This window comes from Kitasatospora sp. NPDC057542, assembly GCF_042801945.1.
Taxonomy (GTDB): Bacteria; Actinomycetota; Actinomycetes; order Streptomycetales; family Streptomycetaceae; genus Kitasatospora.
This window is the reverse complement of record NZ_JBHVFE010000025.1, coordinates 1-17,669: the sequence shown is the minus strand read 5'-3', so window position 1 is coordinate 17,669 and position 17,669 is coordinate 1. Positions and strand designations below refer to the sequence as shown.

The following is a 17,669-nucleotide window of genomic DNA, read 5'->3' as shown; positions in this document are numbered from 1 at the left end:
CCGGCCGAACCCGCAGACCGCGCCCGCGTCGGCGACCACGTCACCGCCACGTCGGCCCCCTTTCACTCGGCGGACTTCCCCTTCGGAACCGCGACTGCCGGATCCCCAGCATCGACCGCCCGTCGCCCCTGGCGACAGTGCCAATCGGCACTTTTTGGCCCGAAACGACCCCTTCATCATCGCGCCCCGGCCGGGACCACCCGCCACGGGGGTGGGTACGAACGGGGCAGACACCACCCGGGCCGGGCGGCAACGCCCGCCCGGGCAGCAGCACAACCGTCATGTCGAGCTCCTTCCGCTCCGCGGCCCCCTCGGGGGAGCCGCCGTCGTCGGATGCCCAGGATCGACTCCTGGCTGTGCCAGCCAACAGTGCCGATCGGCATATTTGCCGCATTCGGGCTGAAACCACCGGCCGCAGGGGGGCGGCCCCTCACCCCGCCGCCGAGAACCCGTTCTGCAGCCTGCGCAGCAGTGCCGTGCCCGCCGGATCGGCCGACCGGCGGGTATTGGCCAGCACCACCACGCCGACCTGCTTCTCCGGGTCGAAGGCCGTGAACGAGCTGAACCCGCCCGTCCCCCCGTTGTGCCAGATCTGGAGGTGTCCGCCCTGCTGGGTGTGCAGCCGGTGGCCGAGCCAGCCCAGGTGTGTCCAGGCGAACGGGTTGACTCGGTGGCGGGTCTCCCGGGTGAGGGCGATCGCGGGCGACAGCGGCGCGTCCGGCTCGCGTTCGGTGGCCAGTTGGGCCCGCAGGAACACCACCAGGTCGGCGGCGGTCGACCGGAGCGCGCCCATGCCGGGCACGGCCGCGAGGTTCCAGTAGGGCACCGGCCGGCCGCCCGGGGTGTGCCCGTGAGCCAGCCGCGCGGACTGGTCCGGGTCCGATCGCACGCAGGTGTCCACCAGGCCGAGCGGCGCGCAGACCTCGCGCGCCACCAGCTCCTCGTACCCGATGCCGCACCGCTGCGCGAGGGCCAGGCCGAGCAGCCCCGCGCCGAGGTTGGAGTAGCGGAAGCCGCGCCCGGGCGCGGTCCGCAGCCGTGTCCGCGCAAGCCCGTCGAGCACCCGCTCGGCGGTGCAATCGGCGTACGGATCGGGCCTGTTGGGTGCCATCAGCGACTGCACCACCATGCCCCGGGGCAGCCGGGGGAGCCCCGAGGTGTGGGTGGCGAGGTGTCGCAGGGTGATCGGCTGCGGGCCCTTGGCCGGGACGACGGCGCGCCCGCCGGCCGCCCCGGTGAGCACCTCGGCGAGCGGCTCGTCCAGCCGGACCGCACCGTCGAGGGCCAGTCGCGCGAGCACGAGCGAGGTGAACACCTTGGTGACGGAACCTATTTCGAACAGCGTGTGCGGTCCGGGCACCCCACCGCCGGGACCGGTCCGCCCGGCACCGCGGATCTCCACGTCGCCGCCGGCCAGCCCGGCGACCACCACGCCGACGTGTCGGCCCGAGAGCCGGTCGGCCGTCTGCTGCACGAGGCAGGCGAGTTCGTTCATGCCGGTGAGCCTAGGTGCCCCCTACGGACCGGATCGTCCGCCCGGAAAACGATATCGACCCCCGCCGATGCGACCGCAGCGGTACGCCCCGATGTGCCTCGCACCCCCTTCAGTCCGCCAGTGCCTCCCGCAGCCGGGCCGCGACCTCCGCCGCCCCCGCCTCGTCCGGATACCGCCGCCGCGGCCAGAAGAACCCGCGCAGCCCGTCCTGCGGATTGCGCGGCACCACGTGGACGTGCAGGTGCGGCACCGACTGGCTGATCCGGTTGTTCGCCGCCACGAAGCTGCCCGCGGCGCCCAGCCCGTGCTCGACGGCCGTCGCCACCCGCTGCACCCGCAGGAAGAACGGTCCGACCTCGGCGGCCGGTAGGTCGGCCAGCGTCACGTGGTGGGCGCGCGGCACGACCAGGACGTGCCCGGGGAACAGCGGCCGACGGTCCAGGAAGGCCACCGCCACCTCGTCGTCCAGCACCTGGTGCGCCGGCTCCTCGCCCGCCACCACCGCACAGAAGACGCAGTCCATCCGTCCATTCAAACCACCGGCGGCCGTCCCGGCACCCCTGCGAACGCCGGTGAACCCGGCTTCACCCGTCCGGGTGCCGCCCGGGTGCGGCCGCCCGGCGTCGGGCACACGGTGCTGCCGGGGGCCGATCAGCGGGCGCGCCGTGCGCCCCACGAGGAGGTGGCCCGGATGTCGGGCAGGTTCGAGGTCTACCAGGACTCCGGTGGCAAGTACCGGTTCCGGCTCAAGGCGGGCAACGGCGGGATCGTCGCCACCGGCCAGGGCTACGCCAGCAAGGAAGCCGCGCACAAGGGCGTTGACGCCGTCCAGCGGGCCGCCGACGGCACGACCGGGGCGGACGCTTCCAAGGCCGCCTGAACGCGCGGGCCCGGCGGGTTGCCGATCCCGATGGGTCGGCCGGCCGGCGGGTGACCGACCCCCGCCCGTCGGGCCCCGCGAAGCGGCAACACAGCGCCACCGTGCCGCCCACCTCACTCGTACCGGTACAGCAGCGCCTCCCGCTCGTTCTGCTCGATCATCTCCACGGTCAGCGACTCGTCCCGCAGGTGAGAGAGCGTGACCTCCGCCGAGCTCGGCTGCGCGTCCTTGGCGAGCCAGTTCTCCGGCTTCCACGCCGAGGAGCGCAGGAAGGCCTTCGGGCAGTGTCCGTACACCTCCTCGACGGCGACCACGATCGCGCTGCGCGGCGGCTTGCCGACGGCGGTCAGCTGCCGCAGCAGCCCGGGGTCGGTGGAGACGCAGGCCCGCCCGTTGACCCGCAGCGTGGCATCCCGGCCCGGGACGACGAAGAGCAGTCCGACCCGGCCGGTCTCCAGGATGTTGTGCAGGGTGTCCAACCGCTTGTTGCCGGTGGCGTCCGGAATGGCCAGGGTGTACTCGTCGAGCACCGAGACCAGCCCGGCCGGTCCGCCGCGCGGGGAGACGTCGCAGCGCCCGGCGGCGTCCGAGCTGGCCACGAACACCAGCGAGGAGCAGGCGATCAGGTGCTGGGCGACCTCGTGCAGGCGGTCGACCTGCTTGCGGCGCGCATGGTCGCCGGGCTGCTCGTAGATCTCGCGCAGCTGGGCGGGATCGCTGAGCGCGCCCGCGTGGAGGGAGTCGAACAGGCTGCCCGGCCGGTCCGGCGCGGTGGTTGACGGAGTGACAGATTCCGGTGTGGTCGTCATACCGGGAATGTAGCCGAGGCCGCTCGGCGGACCCTGCCCCGGCACCTCCGGAGCCCCTCGGCGAAATCCCGGCCCCACCCCTCCCCACCAGCGGTTTTCCGCTCATAATGGGGGCCAGGGACCACCGGCCGGGGACGACTGGGGCCAGGAGCCGGCGGGCCCGGGACGGCAGCCGCAGCCGGAGGTGGTGGTCGTGATCGTCAGAATCTGGACCGGGCAGGTCATGGCCGGTCGCATCGAGGAGTTCTGCGCGCACCTGGCCGCCCAGGTGATCCCGCAGCTCGGGCGGACCGAGGGCTGCTTCGGCGGCGAGCTGCTGCGCTCGGTGTCCGAGGACGGGCACCGGGTGGTGGTGGTGAGCCGCTGGCGCGACGAGGAGGCCCTGCGCGTGTACGCGGGGCCGATGTGGCGGATCCGGCCGGTCTGGTCGGAGGGCGAGCTGAGCTACCTCGCCCACCCCCCGGAGGTCACCCACTTCACGTCGGTCACCGCCCCCACCGTGCCCTGAAGCCCCATGGCCACCACCCTCGCGCCCCGGGCGGTGGCGCGGGTGCACATGGCCGCGCATTCCCCGCAAGTCCGTGAAACAGACCACAGCCGGAGGCTCTCCCCGCCCTTGCGCGGACCGTGGCACAATGACGGCATCAAGCAGTGACGTTCAGCGCACTCCGGGGTCGGTGAAAATCCGAACCGGCGGTTACAGTCCGCGACCCGTCCGCAGCCAGCGGCCGGTTGACCAGGTGAAATTCCTGGACCGACGGTTAAAGTCCGGATGGGAGGCGTGCGCGGGCGGACGAAGAGCAGTACCCGTGGTCCAGCGGCAGGCGACTGCCTCCCGGGCCTCGGTCAGGTGTGTGGTGGGAGCGGTGTCTCCCGTGCCGGGGGAGCGATCTCCCGGTGGCCTCGGCATCCCCGGCGACGGGTCGTGCCACGGGCCCGCGTGCCGGTGCCCGTCCGTGTCATCTCCCCTGCCGCCCCGGAGTCCGCGCCCCAAGCGCGAGGAGAACCCGGGTGTTCACCGGCATCATCGAAGAGCTCGGCGAGGTCGTGTCGATCGAGGAGATCGGCGACTCCTCACGCATCCGTCTGCGTGGCCCGGTGGTCTGTACGGGTGCCCGTCACGGCGACTCCATCGCGGTCAACGGCGTCTGCCTGACCGTTGTCGACAGCCCGGAGGAACTGGCCGCCGGCACCGGCGAGTTCAGCGCCGACGTGATGGCGGAGACGCTGCACCGCTCCAGCCTCGGCGAGCTGGCACCCGGCTCCCGGGTCAATCTGGAGCGCGCCATGGCGCTCGGCGCCCGGCTGGGCGGCCACCTGGTCCAGGGTCATGTCGACGGCACCGGGCGGCTGTTGAGCCGTGAGCCCGGGGAGCGCGACGCGGAGGGCAGCCTGCGCTGGGAGGTGCTGCGGTTCTCGCTGCCCGGCACGATCTCCCGCTACCTGGTGGAGAAGGGCTCGATCACGGTCGACGGCGTCAGCCTCACCGTGGTGGAGGCCGCCAGGGACAGCTTCACCGTCAGCCTCATCCCGACCACCCTCGCGCTGACCACGCTCGGCGCCAAGACCGTCGGGGAGGGCGTCAACCTGGAGGTGGACGTGCTCGCGAAGTACGTCGAGCGCCTGCTGGAGTCCCGCACCCTGCCGAACCTGCCCGACCTGTCGATCGACGCGACCCCGGGGGAGTCCGAGTGAGCTGGCTCAGCGGCGAGGCGTTCACCGTCCTCGGCGAACACGTCAAGTGGGCCGACATGTTCGGCAACATCCTCGGCTTCGGCGGGCTCGCGCTCGGCTGGCGCCGTTCGGTCTGGAGCTGGCCCGTCCAGCTGCTGTCCGGCGCGGTGCTGATCGCCGCCTACCTCGGCGGCCACGTCCCCGGCCTGATCGGCAAGCAGCTGATCGTGATCGCCACCGCCTCCTGGGGCTGGGCGCAGTGGCGGCGGGGCCGCCGCGACGGCGGCACGATCGCCGTACGGTTCGCCCGTTGGCCCGAGCGGAGCGTGCTGGCGGCGGGCACCGCGGCCGGCACAGTGGCGCTCGCCCTGCTCTTCACGTCCTTCCCCAGCCTCTCCTGGAGCCCCTGGTCGGACGCCTACATCTTCGTCGGCACGCTGGCCGCGATGGTCGCCCAGGCCCGCGGCTGGGTGGAGTTCTGGTTCGCCTGGATCGCGGTCGACGCGGTCGGCGTGCCGTTTGCCTTCAACAGCGGCTACACCTTCTCCGGCCTGACGTACTCCGTCTACTTCGTCCTGGTGCTGCTCGGCCTGCGTTCCTGGTGGCTGAGCACCCGTGAGCCGCGCGCCAAGTCCGCCACCGTCCCGCAGGGAGCCACGGTATGACCGAGAACCAGTCCAGCAGCGGCGCCACCGAACCGGAGCTCGTCCTCGACCCGGTCGAGCGGGCGATCGCCGACATCGCGCTCGGCCGGGCCGTGGTCGTGGTCGACGACGAGGACCGCGAGAACGAGGGCGACATCGTCTTCGCCGCGTCCGCCGCGACCCCCGAGCTGATGGCCTTCACCATCCGCTACAGCTCCGGCGTGATCTGCGCCCCGATGACCGGCGAGGAGCTGGACCGCCTCAAGCTCCCGCCGATGACCCAGGTCAACGAGGACCGCAAGGGCACCGCGTACACCGTCTCGGTGGACGCCCGGGAGGGGGTCGACACCGGCATCTCCGCCGCCGACCGCGCCCGCACCGTACGGCTGCTGTCCTCGCCCGGCACCGAGCCCGGCGACCTCACCCGCCCCGGGCACGTCTTCCCGCTGCGCGCCGTCGAGGGCGGCGTGCTGGTCCGCCCCGGCCACACCGAGGCCGCCGTCGACCTGGCCCGGCTCGCCGGGCTGCCGCCGGCCGGCGCGATCGCCGAGGTGGTCAACGACGACGGCACCATGGCCCGGCTGCCCGAGCTGGTCGCCTTCGCCCGCGAGCACGGCCTCGCGATCATCTCCATCGAGGACCTGATCGCCTACCGCCGCCGCACCGAGCTGCACGTCGACCGGGCCGCCGCCACCGCCCTGCCCACCGCGCACGGGGAGTTCACCGCCGTCGGTTACCGGGGCACCATCGACGGCGTCGAGCACCTCGCGCTGGTGGCCGGCGGCCTGGACGCGGAGGGCCGGCTGCCGGACGGCGAGGACGTCCTGGTGCGGGTCCACTCCGAGTGCCTGACCGGTGACGTCTTCGGCTCGTTGCGCTGCGACTGCGGCCCGCAGCTGGAGGCCTCGTTGCAGCGGGTCGCCGAGGCCGGGCGCGGCGTGGTGCTGTACCTGCGCGGCCACGAGGGGCGGGGGATCGGCCTGGCCCACAAGCTGCGCGCGTACGAGCTCCAGGAGCAGGGGCGGGACACCGTCGACGCCAACCTGGACCTCGGCCTGCCGGCCGACGCCCGCGACTACAGCATCGCGGCCCAGATGCTGGTGGACCTCGGCGTCCGCTCGCTCACCCTGCTCACCAACAACCCGCAGAAGCTGGCCGCGCTCACCGAGCACGGGCTCAAGGTCAAGGGGCGCGAAGCGGTCGAGATCGCGCCGGGCGAGCACAACCTGCGCTACCTGCGCACCAAGCGCGACCGGATGGGCCACGACCTGCCCGGCCTCGGCTCCTGAAGCTGCTGAAGCACCTGAAGCACCTGAAGCACCCCCATCAGAGACAAACAGGAAGTAGGAGAAGCGCATGAGCGGCCACGGAGCCCCCGAGCTGACCATCGACGGCGCCGCCGACCTCAAGGTCGCCGTCGTCGCCGCCCAGTGGCACGACAAGGTGATGAACGGCCTGCTGGACGGCGCCCACCGCGCGCTCAAGGAGCTGGGCGTCACCGAGTCGACCGTGCTGCGGGTGCCCGGCACCTTCGAGCTGCCGGTCGCCGCCAAGCGCCTCGCCGAGCGCGGCTACGACGCCGTGGTGGCCCTCGGCGTGGTGATCCGCGGCGGCACCCCGCACTTCGACTACGTCTGCCAGGCGGCCACCGCCGGCCTCACCCAGGTCAGCGTCGACACCGGCGTCCCGGTCGGCTTCGGTGTGCTGACCTGCGACAACGAGGAGCAGGCGATCGACCGGGCGGGTCTGCCGGGCTCCGCCGAGGACAAGGGCCACGAGGCCGTCACCGCCGCCGTCGCCACCGCCGTGGTGCTGCGCGCCGCGCTCTGACGACGCCCGTACGGTCCCGGAGCGCGGAAGTCCACCGGACCGTCCACGCTCCGGGACCGTTTACCGTCCGTCCGCCCGCACACCGTAAGGTGGCCCCATCATGGCTTCGAAGACATTCGAGGAGCTCTTCGCCGAGCTCCAGCAGAAGGCCGCCACCGGCGACCCCTCGTCCTCCCGTACCGCGCAGCTCGTCCAGCAGGGCGTCCATGCGATCGGCAAGAAGGTCGTCGAGGAGGCCGCCGAGGTCTGGATGGCCGCCGAGTTCCAGTCGGACGAGCAGACGGCGGAGGAGATCTCCCAGCTCCTGTACCACCTTCAGGTGATGATGATCGCCCGCGGGCTGACGCTCGACGACGTCTACAAGTACCTCTAGACACCCCGCTCTCCCGAGCGCGCCCATCCTCCCTACAGGTAAGGAAGCAACCTCCCATGCTGCGCATCGCCGTCCCCAACAAGGGTTCTCTCTCGGGTCCCGCGGCGGAGATGCTCCATGAGGCCGGCTACCGCCAGCGGAAGGATCCCAAGGAGCTCGTCCTCGTCGACCCGAACAACGAGGTGGAGTTCTTCTTCCTCCGCCCGCGTGACATCGCCGTCTACGTCGGCTCCGGCCGCCTCGACGTCGGCATCACCGGCCGCGACCTGCTGCTGGACTCGCACTCCAACGCCGAGGAGGTGCTCGCCCTCGGCTTCTCCGGGTCGACCTTCCGCTTCGCCCGTCCCGAGGGCGTGACGGTCGAGGACGTCAAGGGCCTGGAGGGCCTGCGGATCGCCACCTCCTACACCGGCCTGGTCGAGCAGCACCTGGCCGACCACGGCGTGAAGGCGACGGTCACCAAGCTGGACGGCGCGGTCGAGACCGCCGTGCAGCTGGGTGTCGCCGACGTGATCGCCGACGTGGTGGAGACCGGCACCAGCCTGCGCAACGCGGGCCTGGAGGTGTTCGGCGAGCCGATCCTGGTCTCCGACGCCGTGGTGATCCGGCCCAAGGGCGCGGGCGAGGACGCGCGGGTGGAGCAGTTCCTGCGCCGCCTCCAGGGCGTGCTGGTGGCCCGCCGCTACGTGCTGATGGACTACGACATCCGCGCCGAGAAGGTCAGCGCCGCCGTCGCGCTCACCCCGGGCCTGGAGTCGCCGACCGTCTCGCCGCTGCACACCGAGGGCTGGGTCGCGGTGCGTTCGATGGTGCTCCGCAAGGAGGCCCAGCAGATCATGGACGACCTGTGGAGCATCGGCGCCCGGGCCATCCTGGTCACCAACATCCACGCCTGCCGCCTCTGACCCGCCCGCCCGGGTGACCCGTTCGCCCGGGTGAGCGCGACGACCGAGCGGCCGCGATGCCCGGGGAACCCGCTCGCCCGGGTGGCCTGCTCACCGGTCCACGAGTAAAGAACGGTTCAATGGGCGGGGACGCCGACCGCGTCCCCGCCCCTCGTGCTGCCGTCACCAGAACCACCCCCGGAGATCGCCCGTGTCCACGCCGCCCGTCGAGTTCCCCGTCACCTGGGCGCCGCGCCGCACCCGCGCCGTGCTCCTGCCGGTCTGCGTGCTGCTGGTGGTGCTGTTCTCCGCGATGGCCGTGCTGCTCCCGGAGAACTGGCAGCTCAACGACCGGATCATGATGACGGCCAGCGGCATCCTCTTCGCCGCCGTCGGCCTGATGCTGGCCCGCCCCCGGGTGAGCGCCGACGCGGAGGGCGTGACGGTGGTCAACTTCGTCCGCAGCCGTCGGCTCGCCTGGGCCGAGATCGTCCGGGTCAACTTCCGCCAGGGCGACCCGTGGGCGACCCTCGACCTCGCCGACGGCACCTCGCTCGCCGCGGTCGGCATCCAGTCCGGGGTCGGCCAGGCGCAGGCGATCGCGGACGCCCGCGCGCTGCGCGACCTGGTCGAGCACCACGCCCAGGTCTGAGCCCGGACCTCCTCCCACCTGGGGTTCCCGGACCATGGCGGGCCGAACGGGCTTCCTACCCCCATCCGGGTATGGTCTACGCTGGTAAAAGTGGGGCAAAGTCCGCCTTGCCCGAAATCGAGTGCCCGACCGACCTGAGGAGTGACACTCCCCCTCGATGGACGATCCGTCCGGTAGTACCTGCGCCGCCTCGCTTCCGACCCCCGGAAGGCAGGCGGCACTGTGATCACCGCCTGGCTGCTGTTGCTCGCGGCCGTTCTCCTGATCCTCGCCAACGGCCTGTTCGTGGCCGCCGAATTCGCCTTCGTGACCGTCGAGCGCGGGGCAGTGGAACGTGCCGCCGAGGCGGGTGACGCCAAGTCCCGCCGCGTCGCCGGCGCCCTGCGGCACCTCTCCTTCGAACTCTCCGGCGCCCAGCTCGGCATCACCGTCACCTCGCTGGTGGTCGGCATGCTCGCCGAGCCGGCCCTGTCCACCCTGCTCGCGCCCGTCATGTCCGCCATCGGCGTGCCCGACGCGGCCGCCCGCGGCGTCGCCGTGATCGTCGGCATGGCGCTGGCCACCGTCGTCCAGATGGTGATCGGAGAGCTGGTGCCGAAGAACTGGGCGATCTCCCGCCCGCTCCAGGTGGCCCGCGCGGTCGCCGCCCCGCACATGGCGTTCTCCTTCGCCTGCCGTCCGCTGATCAGCTTCCTGAACGGGACCGCCGACCGGACCGTCCGGGCCTTCGGCATCGAGCCGCAGGAGGAGCTGGGACACGCCCGCACCCCGGACGAGCTGGTCTCGCTGGCCCGCCACTCGGCCAAGGCCGGCGCGATAGACGAGGAATCGGCGACCCTCTTCGTCCGCACCCTGGGCCTGGGCGAGCTGACCGCCGAGTCCGTGATGACCCCGCGGGTGGACGTGGCCGCGCTCCAGCGCGACGCCACCGCCTCCGACGTCATCAACCTCACCCGGGCGACCGGCCTGTCCCGCTTCCCGGTCTACACCGACAGCCTGGACGAGGTCACCGGCACCGTCACGCTCAAGGACGCCCTGGCCGTCCCGGCCGTCCGGCGCGGCCTGGTGCGGGTCGGCGAGCTGGCCTCGCCGCCGCTGCTGGTACCCGAGACGCTGCCCGCCGAGCGGCTGCTCGACCAGCTGCGCCGCCTCCAGCCGATGGCCATCGTGGTCGACGAGTACGGCGGCACCGCCGGCGTCGTCACCGTCGAGGACATCGTCGAGGAGATCGTCGGCGAGGTGCAGGACGAGCACGACCCCGACGACCACCCCGAGCTGCTCCCGCTGCCGCCGGTCAACGGCCTGCCGGTCTGGGAGGCCGACGGCCGCGCCCGGATCGACCAGCTGGAGCGGATCGGCCTGAACGCCCCCGACGGCCCGTACGAGACCCTGGCCGGTCTGGTCGCCGACCTGCTCGGCAAGCTCCCCGAGGTGGGCGAGCAGGCCCACCTGCCCTGCTGGCGCTTCACCGTGACCGGTGTCGACCGCCACCGCACCACCGAGGTCCGGGTGGAGCGCACGAGCGCGCCCGCGCAGTTCGACGAGGACGGGCAGGAGAGCCGATGACCGCCCTGCAACTGGCCGTCGCGCTGCTGCTCCTGCTCGGCAACGCCTTCTTCGTCGGCGCCGAGTTCGCCGTGGTGTCGGTGCGTCGCAGCCAGATCGAGCCGCTCGCCGAGGCCGGGCACAGGCGTGCCCGCACCGTGCTGCACGCGCTGTCCAACGTCTCCGCGATGCTGGCCGCCGCCCAGCTCGGCATCACCGTCTGCTCGCTGGGCCTCGGTGCCCTCGCCGAGCCGACCATCGCCGTCCTGCTGGAGGGTCCGTTCCACGCGATCGGCGTCCCGTCCGCCCTGATGCACCCGCTCTCGTACGGGATCTCGCTCGCCGTCGTGGTCTTCCTGCACATGGTGATGGGCGAGATGGTGCCGAAGAACATGGCCATGGCCGGCCCGGAGCGGGCCGCGCTCTGGCTCGGCCCGCCGCTGGACCGGCTGGCCCGCTGGCTCTCCCCGGTGATCCGGCTGCTGAACGCCTTCGCCAACGGCGTGCTGAGGCTGTTCCGGGTGGACGCCAAGGACGAGGTCGAGTCGGTCTTCACCACCGAGCAGCTGATGTACCTGCTGGCGGACTCCCGGGACGCCGGCCTGCTCGACGAGAGCCGCCAGGAGCGCCTGGAGGACGCCCTGGAGCTGGGCCACCGCCCGGTCACCGAGGTGCTGCTCAAGCCCGAGCAGCTGGTCACCGTGGACACCGAGGCGACCGCCGCCGAGGTCGAGGAACTGGCGCTGCGCACCGGCTTCTCGCGCTTCCCGGTCACCGATGGCGATCCGGCCGGCCACGGCTACCTCGGCTACGTCCACCTCAAGGACGTCCTCGACGTGGACGACCCCTCGATGCCCGTCCCGGCCCGTCTGCGGCGGCCGATCACGGCTCTGCGCGGCAGCCTCCCGCTGGACGACGCCCTCGGCGCGATGCGCCGGGCCGCCTGCCACCTGGCCGCCGTCCTGGACCAGGACGGGCGCACGCTCGGGGTGGTCATGCTGGAGGACGTGCTGGAGGAACTGGTCGGCGAGGTGCACGACCCGGACCACCGCGCCACGGTCTGACACCCCTCCGGAAAGTTCCGGCTTTCGCTGACGGCGTGTCCGCTCCCGGCGATTCCGCCCAGAGCGTTCAGCCGTTCCATGCCGACCACCCTGGCAGCAGGGTGGTCGGCATGAGACTTCTCCTGCTGGGTGGAACCAGGTTCGTCGGACGGGTCATCGCCGAGGAGGCGTCGGCCAGGGGATGGGAGGTGACGGCCCTCAACCGCGGCACGCAGCCCGCGCCCGAGGGCGTCCGGGTGCTGAAGGGCGACCGCACCACCGAGGACGGCCTCGCGGCGCTCGGTACGGGGGAGTGGGACGCGGTGGTGGACACCTGGTCCTGGGCCCCCGCGGTGGTGCGTGACAGCGCCCGACTCCTCAACGGCCGGGTCGGCCACTACGCGTACGTCTCCAGCCGGTCGGTGTACGACTACCCGCTGGCGGCCGGGGCCGGCGAGGCCGCGCCGGTGGTCGCCTCCTCCCCGGACCTCACCGGCGAGGTGCCCTACGCCGAGGCCAAGCGCGGCGCGGAGCTGGCGCTGGAGGCGGAGTACGGCGGGCGGGCGCTGCTGGCCCGGGCCGGGCTGATCATCGGCCCGCACGAGAACATCGGCCGGTTGCCCTGGTGGCTCAACCGGATCGCCGAGGGCGGCCCGGTGCTCGCCCCGGGGCCGCGTGACCTGGCGCTCCAGTACATCGACGTGCGCGACCTCGCGGCCTGGATCCTGGACGCCGCGGTGGCCCGGCTCGGCGGCCCGTACAACCTGGTCAGCCCATCCGGCCACGCCACCACGGGCGAACTGCTGGAGGCCTGCGTACGGGCCACCGGCTCGGACGCCGAACTGAGCTGGACGGACCCGGAGCGGATCCTCGCGGCGGGCATCGAGCCGTGGACCGAGCTGCCGGTCTGGCTGCCGCCCGGCGAGCTCTACGACTTCCTGCACACCGGCCTGGTCGAGCGCGCGCTCGGCGCCGGGCTGCGCTGCCGCCCGGTCGCGGAGACCGTCGAGGACACCTGGGCCTGGCTGCGGTCGATCGGAGGCAGCGCCCCGCAGTGGGCCGACCGGGCCGGGGTCGGGCTGGACCGGGAGCGGGAGGCCGCGCTCCTCAAGGGCTGACACTGCCGACACCGGGGTCCTCGACGGCCGGACCCGGGCCGCACCCGGGCACCAGCACGGGCACCGGGGCGCAGCCGGTCCCGGGGGAGCCGGTCCCCGGAGTCGGGGATCAGCTCCGGCCGTCGATCAGCTCCCCGTACGCCTGGACCAGGTCCGGCAGCCGCAGCGTGGCCAGGTCCTCCCGGCCCGGCGGCTCGTGCAGCAGCGACAGTCGCAGGTCCCGGTAGGCGCAGGACTTCTCGTACAGGGTGCGGATGAACCGGCCGTTGCCCAGCTCGTCGATCCAGCCCTCACGGACCACGTGGGCGCAGATGCTGGCCAGCTCCTCGGCGGCGTCCTCGTCCCAGCCGTCGCCGTCCCGGCCGGCCAGCGCCGCACCGATCGCGGTCAGCTCGCCGGGGCGGTAGCTGGGGAAGTCGACCCGGGTGGTGAAGCGGGAGTTGAGGCCGGGGTTGGTGGCGAGCAGCCGGTTCATGCCCTCGGGGTAGCCGGCCAGGATCACCACCAGCCGGTCCCGGTTGTCCTCGGCACGCTTGAGCAGCACCTGGAGCGCCTCGTCGCCGTACGCGTCGCCCTTGGTGTAGCCGGAGTTGGAGAGGCTGTACGCCTCGTCGATGAACAGCACGCCGTCCAGGGCGGAGTCGATCAGCTCGTTCGCCTTCACGGCGGTCTGGCCGAGGAACTCGCCCACCAGGTCGGCGCGCTGGGCCTCCACCAGGTGGTCGCCGGAGAGCAGGCCGAGGGCGTGGAAGACCCGGCCGAGGATGCGGGCCACGGTGGTCTTGCCGGTGCCCGAGGGGCCGGAGAAGACGAAGTGGCGTTTCGGCGGCTGGACGGGCAGACCCTGCTCGGCCCGGAGCCGCGACATTCTCAACTGGGCGGACAGCGCCCGCACCTGGCGCTTGACCGGCTCCAGGCCGACCATCAGCGAGAGTTCGGCCAGGGCCGCGTCCAACTCCCGTTCGTCGCCACCGGTCCGGGGCTGGGGTGCGGCGGCGGTCCGGGGCTGCGCCCTGCCGAAGGCGGGCAGCGGCGGCGGTACGGCGGGGCCGGACGGCGTGCCGGAGCCGGAGCGCTCCCCGGCAGTCTGCGGCGCGCCGTCGGCGGCGGCGCCGTCCAGCAGGGCGCCGCCGGTCGGCACGCCGCCGGTCAGGGTTCCGTCCGCCGGGGGTCCGTCCACCAGTCCGGCGTCCACGGAGGGACCGCCGCCCGACGGCAGCCCACCGGGCGCCCCGCCGTTGGACAGCCCGCCGTCGGACACCCCGCCGTTCGATCCCCCGTCGCGGGAGACGGTCACGCCGCTCGGCCCGCCCGCGTCCCCGAACTCCTCGACGTATCCGGGCATCCCGGCGAACCCGGCCTCCTCCGGGTACCCGTCGTCGACACCCGGCCCGGCCGGTGCGGCGGCGTCGGCCGCACCCGGGCGCCCGCCCGTCGGCAGACCGTCCGCGAGTTCGTCCGCGAGTTCGTCCGCGAGTTCGTCCGCGAGCGCGTCCTCGGCCGCGATGGCCGCCAGCCGTGCCGCGGTGTCCATGAACGCCGGGTCCGCCCGGTGCACCGCCCGGTAGAGCGGCAGCGCCGCGGTGCTGCGCCCGGCCCCCTCGTACGCCCGGGCCAGCCAGTACCGCAGCTCCTTGCGCTGCGGTTGCTCGGAGCGGCAGCGGGCCAGGGAGGCGGCCAGCGGCGCCTGCGCCTGGGCGCACATGTCGAGGCGCACCCGCGCCATCCCGGCGAACAGCCCGGCCTCGATGCCGAGCAGCGGGTCGTCCAGCAGGCGGTCGGTGTCCCGGATCAGCTGCTCCCAGTCCTTGAGCAGGTAGGACCGGCAGGCGTAGAGGAAGCGGGCGGACGGGTCCTCGCTGGGTGCCGGGCACTGCTCCAACGCCCGGTCCAGCTCGGCCAGGTGGCGGCCGTCCAGCCAGTGCGAGGCGTGCGCCAGCGCGAGGTCGCGGGCGTCCTCCAGCACCGGCTGCACCCACCAGCCGAGCCAGTACCAGGAGCTGAGCGGCCGTCGGTGCAGCCGCCGCTGCTCGCCGAACCGTTTCTGGTGGCGGTACATGGCCAGCAGTGCGGCCGAGGTGTCGCTGCGCAGTGCGTGCAGCCCGAGCCAGGCGTCGGCCATGCCCGGGTCCAGCCGGACGGCGGCCCGGAACTCCTCCTCGGCCCGGGTGTACGCGCCGGCCGTGTAGGCGTCCATGGCGCGCAGCCAGGCGCGGTCGGCGAGCCGGTCGGGCCCGCCCGCCGTGCTGTCGGAACTGTCCACCGTCGTCACTCACGCCCCCCGCGGTGCGGCCCGGGGCTCGGCCGGCGGGTCGCCTGCGCCTGGCCCGGCCGGTGGTCGTCGACCCCCTTCGGCGCATATGCGCCTGCCAGGAATCGTACCGGCGCGGGGCTGATCCGGAAGGGTGCCGCACAGGGTCAAATGCGATCGCGCGAGCGGCCGTTGAGCGCCCGGGTGACGAAGCGGGCGGCGGGGGAGCGAGTTTCGGAAGGGGACCGGACGGCGTCCCCGGCTCACGGGGGAACAAGCCGGGGGCGCCGGGTCCGAGGCGACCGGAAGCTTTCGTTCCGGCGGCTGAGGAGAACCTAGATCCTGGCGATGTCGCAGGTCAAGGCGATGGTTGAAGGTTCACCCACGGTGCTCGCGGCGATCCGTCCGGTCACCCCGTCGACCCGCGTCGCGGCGTACGGGCGGCTCGGGTCGGCGGCGAAATGCGCCGATTCGGCCCGGGCCCAGCCCGCCCAGAACTCGGCCAGTTCCGGACCGTCCCGCTCCTCCCCGCGCCGCCGGGCGGAGCCGGCGTCCAACTCCATCCAGACCACCCGGGCCAGCCAGGGCCGCACCGCCCGCCGGCCCGCGCCCACCCCCTCCACCAGCACCACCGGCGCGGCCGGCACCGCCGCCGTGCCCGCGAAGCGGCGCAGCGTCCAGTCGTACACCCGGTACTCGGAGTCCCGCCCGGCCGCGAGCGGCTCCAGCACCTGCTCGCGCAGCCGTCCGGTCCACCCGAAGGGCTCGCGGTGGGTGGCCAGGTCGTCGAGGTGGACCACCGGGGCCCCGCCGAGCGCCGCCGCCAGCTGTCCGGCGAAGGTGGTCTTGCCGGAGCCCGCGTGCCCGTCCACCGCGACCAGCCGCACCGGCCCGCAGGAGGGCGGCAGCGCGCGGAGCTCCGCCGCGAGCGCGGTCAACCGGTCGTCCGGAGCGGGCCCGAGGCGGGGCGGGAGAGGTTCGGATACAGCCACAACGTCAACCCTACGGTGCCGTAGCCCGCCACTGCGGACAGTTCATCTGTGCAGGTCGTGACGGCAGCGCGGGTTTCGGGCATACTCGCCTTCGCCACGACTGTGAACGGCCGTTCACCGCAACCCGGTGCCGGTCGGTCCGACTGCCCCACCCACGCCGGACCAGCCGACACCCCGGTCCGGCGCCCGATCGAGGAGGCGACCGCCGCCATGACCCCCTCCCCTGTGAAAGCCGTGGAGCGCCAGCTGCCCAGCGAGGAGGCCCGCGAGCTGCTGAGCCTCACCCGGGAGCTGGTCCAGCGCGAGCTCCGGCCGCGCGCGGCGGAGGACGAGGCCGCCGGCCGCTTCCCGCGGGAGGCCTTCCGCACCCTCGGCGAGGCCGGCCTGCTCTCCCTCCCGTACGACGAGAAGTACGGCGGCGGCGAACAGCCCTACGAGGTGTACCTCCAGGTGCTGGAGGAGCTCGCGGCCGGCTGGCTGGCCGTCGGCCTCGGCGTCAGCGTGCACACCCTGTCCTGCCACGCGCTCGCCACCTTCGGCACCGACGAACAGCGCGACACCTGGCTACCCGCCATGCTCTCCGGCGAGCAGCTCGGCGCCTACTGCCTCTCCGAGCCGCAGTCCGGCTCCGACGCGGCCGCGCTGCGCACCCGCGCCGACCTCGACGGCGAGGCGTACGTGGTGAACGGCACCAAGGCCTGGATCACCCACGGCGGTCAGGCCGACTTCTACAGCGCCCTGGTGCGCACCGGCGTCGACGGCCCCAAGGGCATCAGCTGCCTGCTGGTCCCCGGCACCCAGCAGGGCCTGTCCGCGGCCCCGCCGGAGCACAAGATGGGCATGCGCTCCTCGCCGACCGCACAGCTGCACTTCGACGGCGCCCGGGTGCCCCGCGAGCGGCTGATCGGCGAGGAGGGGCAGGGCTTCCAGATCGCGCTCGCCGCGCTGGACTCCGGCCGCCTCGGCATCGCCGCGTGCGCGATAGGCGTCGCCCAGGCCGCGCTCGACCTCGCGGTCGACTACGCCCGCACCCGGCGCCAGTTCGGCCGCCCGATCGCCGAGTTCCAGGGCCTGTCCTTCATGCTCGCCGACATGGCCACCCAGATCGAGGCCGGCCGCTCGCTCTACCTGTCCGCCGCTAGGCTGCGGGACGCCGGCCGGCCGTTCTCCAAGGAGGCGGCGATGGCCAAGCTGTTCTGCACCGACGCGGCGATGCGGGTGACCACGGACGCCGTCCAGGTGCTCGGCGGCTACGGCTACACCCAGGACTTCCCGGCCGAGCGCTACATGCGCGAGGCCAAGGTGCTGCAGATCGTCGAGGGCACCAACCAGATCCAGCGCCTGGTGATCGGCCGCCACCTCACGAAGGCCTGACGCCCGGGGCCCGCCCGGTGGGGCCTGTCGGACCCGGCAGTGATCCTCCGGGCAGGCCGCGGCCCCCCACACACGGCCTCCGGCCGTCACTCCAGGGTGCGGAGT

Annotated in this window: 18 protein-coding genes and 1 riboswitch; of the genes, 13 read left to right on the top strand and 5 right to left on the bottom strand. The window is 73.3% G+C overall.

Annotation, left to right across the window (positions count from 1 at the left end):
• Positions 1-430 precede the first annotated feature (430 nt).
• Together ACFU7Y_RS05660 and ACFU7Y_RS05655 are read right to left on the bottom strand one after the other, a co-directional pair.
• On the bottom strand, positions 431-1,495 hold the full coding sequence (locus tag ACFU7Y_RS05660; protein WP_380766567.1) for a serine hydrolase domain-containing protein: 1,065 nt from the start codon (positions 1,493-1,495) through the stop codon (positions 431-433).
• 109 nt (positions 1,496-1,604) lie between these two features.
• Entirely contained in the window at positions 1,605-2,018 is a 414-nt protein-coding gene (locus tag ACFU7Y_RS05655; RefSeq protein WP_224274169.1) for an HIT family protein, read from the bottom strand.
• A 168-nt stretch (positions 2,019-2,186) separates the two neighbouring features.
• Between ACFU7Y_RS05655 and ACFU7Y_RS05650 the strand changes: the two genes are divergently transcribed.
• Entirely contained in the window at positions 2,187-2,375 is a 189-nt protein-coding gene (locus tag ACFU7Y_RS05650; protein ID WP_224274161.1) for a DUF1508 domain-containing protein, read from the top strand.
• A 113-nt stretch (positions 2,376-2,488) separates the two neighbouring features.
• Here ACFU7Y_RS05650 and ACFU7Y_RS05645 read toward each other — a convergent pair whose 3' ends face one another.
• Positions 2,489-3,184: an MSMEG_1061 family FMN-dependent PPOX-type flavoprotein gene (locus ACFU7Y_RS05645; protein ID WP_224274160.1), complete on the bottom strand. Its 696-nt coding sequence runs from the start codon at positions 3,182-3,184 to the stop codon at positions 2,489-2,491.
• Positions 3,185-3,377: 193 nt separating this feature from the next.
• On the opposite strand from ACFU7Y_RS05645, the gene ACFU7Y_RS05640 reads away from it, so the two are divergent.
• The 11 genes from ACFU7Y_RS05640 to ACFU7Y_RS05590 all read left to right on the top strand — a co-directional run bounded on the left by ACFU7Y_RS05640 (position 3,378) and on the right by ACFU7Y_RS05590 (position 12,947).
• Entirely contained in the window at positions 3,378-3,692 is a 315-nt protein-coding gene (locus tag ACFU7Y_RS05640) for an antibiotic biosynthesis monooxygenase (protein WP_224274158.1), read from the top strand.
• 152 nt (positions 3,693-3,844) lie between these two features.
• Positions 3,845-3,972, top strand: a riboswitch (FMN riboswitch).
• 223 nt (positions 3,973-4,195) lie between these two features.
• Positions 4,196-4,879, top strand: a complete 684-nt coding sequence (locus ACFU7Y_RS05635) for a riboflavin synthase (RefSeq protein ID WP_224274156.1) — start codon at positions 4,196-4,198, stop codon at positions 4,877-4,879.
• A 56-nt stretch (positions 4,880-4,935) separates the two neighbouring features.
• Positions 4,936-5,523, top strand: a complete 588-nt coding sequence (locus ACFU7Y_RS05630) for a nicotinamide riboside transporter PnuC (RefSeq protein ID WP_380766575.1) — start codon at positions 4,936-4,938, stop codon at positions 5,521-5,523.
• Positions 5,520-6,791 carry a bifunctional 3,4-dihydroxy-2-butanone-4-phosphate synthase/GTP cyclohydrolase II gene (locus ACFU7Y_RS05625; RefSeq protein ID WP_224274152.1) on the top strand — a complete coding sequence of 424 codons (1,272 nt, stop codon included), beginning with the start codon at positions 5,520-5,522 and terminating at the stop codon, positions 6,789-6,791. Before ACFU7Y_RS05630 ends, ACFU7Y_RS05625 begins: the two co-directional genes overlap by 4 nt.
• A gap of 67 nt (positions 6,792-6,858) precedes the next feature.
• Complete coding sequence (gene ribH, locus ACFU7Y_RS05620; RefSeq protein WP_224274151.1) at positions 6,859-7,332, top strand: 6,7-dimethyl-8-ribityllumazine synthase; 474 nt, start codon at positions 6,859-6,861, stop codon at positions 7,330-7,332.
• Between the two features lie 100 nt (positions 7,333-7,432).
• Entirely contained in the window at positions 7,433-7,705 is a 273-nt protein-coding gene (locus tag ACFU7Y_RS05615; protein WP_097238956.1) for a phosphoribosyl-ATP diphosphatase, read from the top strand.
• Between the two features lie 56 nt (positions 7,706-7,761).
• A complete protein-coding gene (gene hisG / locus ACFU7Y_RS05610; RefSeq protein ID WP_224274149.1) occupies positions 7,762-8,610 on the top strand; it encodes an ATP phosphoribosyltransferase in 849 nt (282 codons plus the stop codon).
• 190 nt (positions 8,611-8,800) lie between these two features.
• Positions 8,801-9,241 (top strand): PH domain-containing protein, encoded by a 441-nt coding sequence (locus ACFU7Y_RS05605; RefSeq protein WP_224274147.1) that lies wholly within the window; start codon positions 8,801-8,803, stop codon positions 9,239-9,241.
• A 222-nt stretch (positions 9,242-9,463) separates the two neighbouring features.
• Positions 9,464-10,807: a hemolysin family protein gene (locus ACFU7Y_RS05600; protein WP_224274146.1), complete on the top strand. Its 1,344-nt coding sequence runs from the start codon at positions 9,464-9,466 to the stop codon at positions 10,805-10,807.
• Positions 10,804-11,850: a hemolysin family protein gene (locus tag ACFU7Y_RS05595; RefSeq protein ID WP_224274144.1), complete on the top strand. Its 1,047-nt coding sequence runs from the start codon at positions 10,804-10,806 to the stop codon at positions 11,848-11,850. The genes ACFU7Y_RS05600 and ACFU7Y_RS05595 overlap by 4 nt, the downstream gene beginning before the upstream one ends.
• A gap of 110 nt (positions 11,851-11,960) precedes the next feature.
• Entirely contained in the window at positions 11,961-12,947 is a 987-nt protein-coding gene (locus ACFU7Y_RS05590) for an NAD-dependent epimerase/dehydratase family protein (RefSeq protein WP_380766566.1), read from the top strand.
• 109 nt (positions 12,948-13,056) lie between these two features.
• Here the strand turns inward: ACFU7Y_RS05590 and ACFU7Y_RS05585 are convergent, their stop codons facing one another.
• On the bottom strand, positions 13,057-15,144 hold the full coding sequence (locus ACFU7Y_RS05585) for an AAA family ATPase (protein WP_380766574.1): 2,088 nt from the start codon (positions 15,142-15,144) through the stop codon (positions 13,057-13,059).
• Between the two features lie 389 nt (positions 15,145-15,533).
• Positions 15,534-16,190 carry a uridine kinase gene (locus ACFU7Y_RS05580; protein WP_380766565.1) on the bottom strand — a complete coding sequence of 219 codons (657 nt, stop codon included), beginning with the start codon at positions 16,188-16,190 and terminating at the stop codon, positions 15,534-15,536.
• Positions 16,191-16,400: 210 nt separating this feature from the next.
• Between ACFU7Y_RS05580 and ACFU7Y_RS05575 the strand changes: the two genes are divergently transcribed.
• The gene (locus tag ACFU7Y_RS05575; protein WP_224283305.1) at positions 16,401-17,564 is read left to right on the top strand and encodes an acyl-CoA dehydrogenase family protein; all 1,164 of its coding nucleotides are present in this window, start codon (positions 16,401-16,403) and stop codon (positions 17,562-17,564) included.
• The last annotated feature ends 105 nt before the right edge of the window (positions 17,565-17,669 follow it).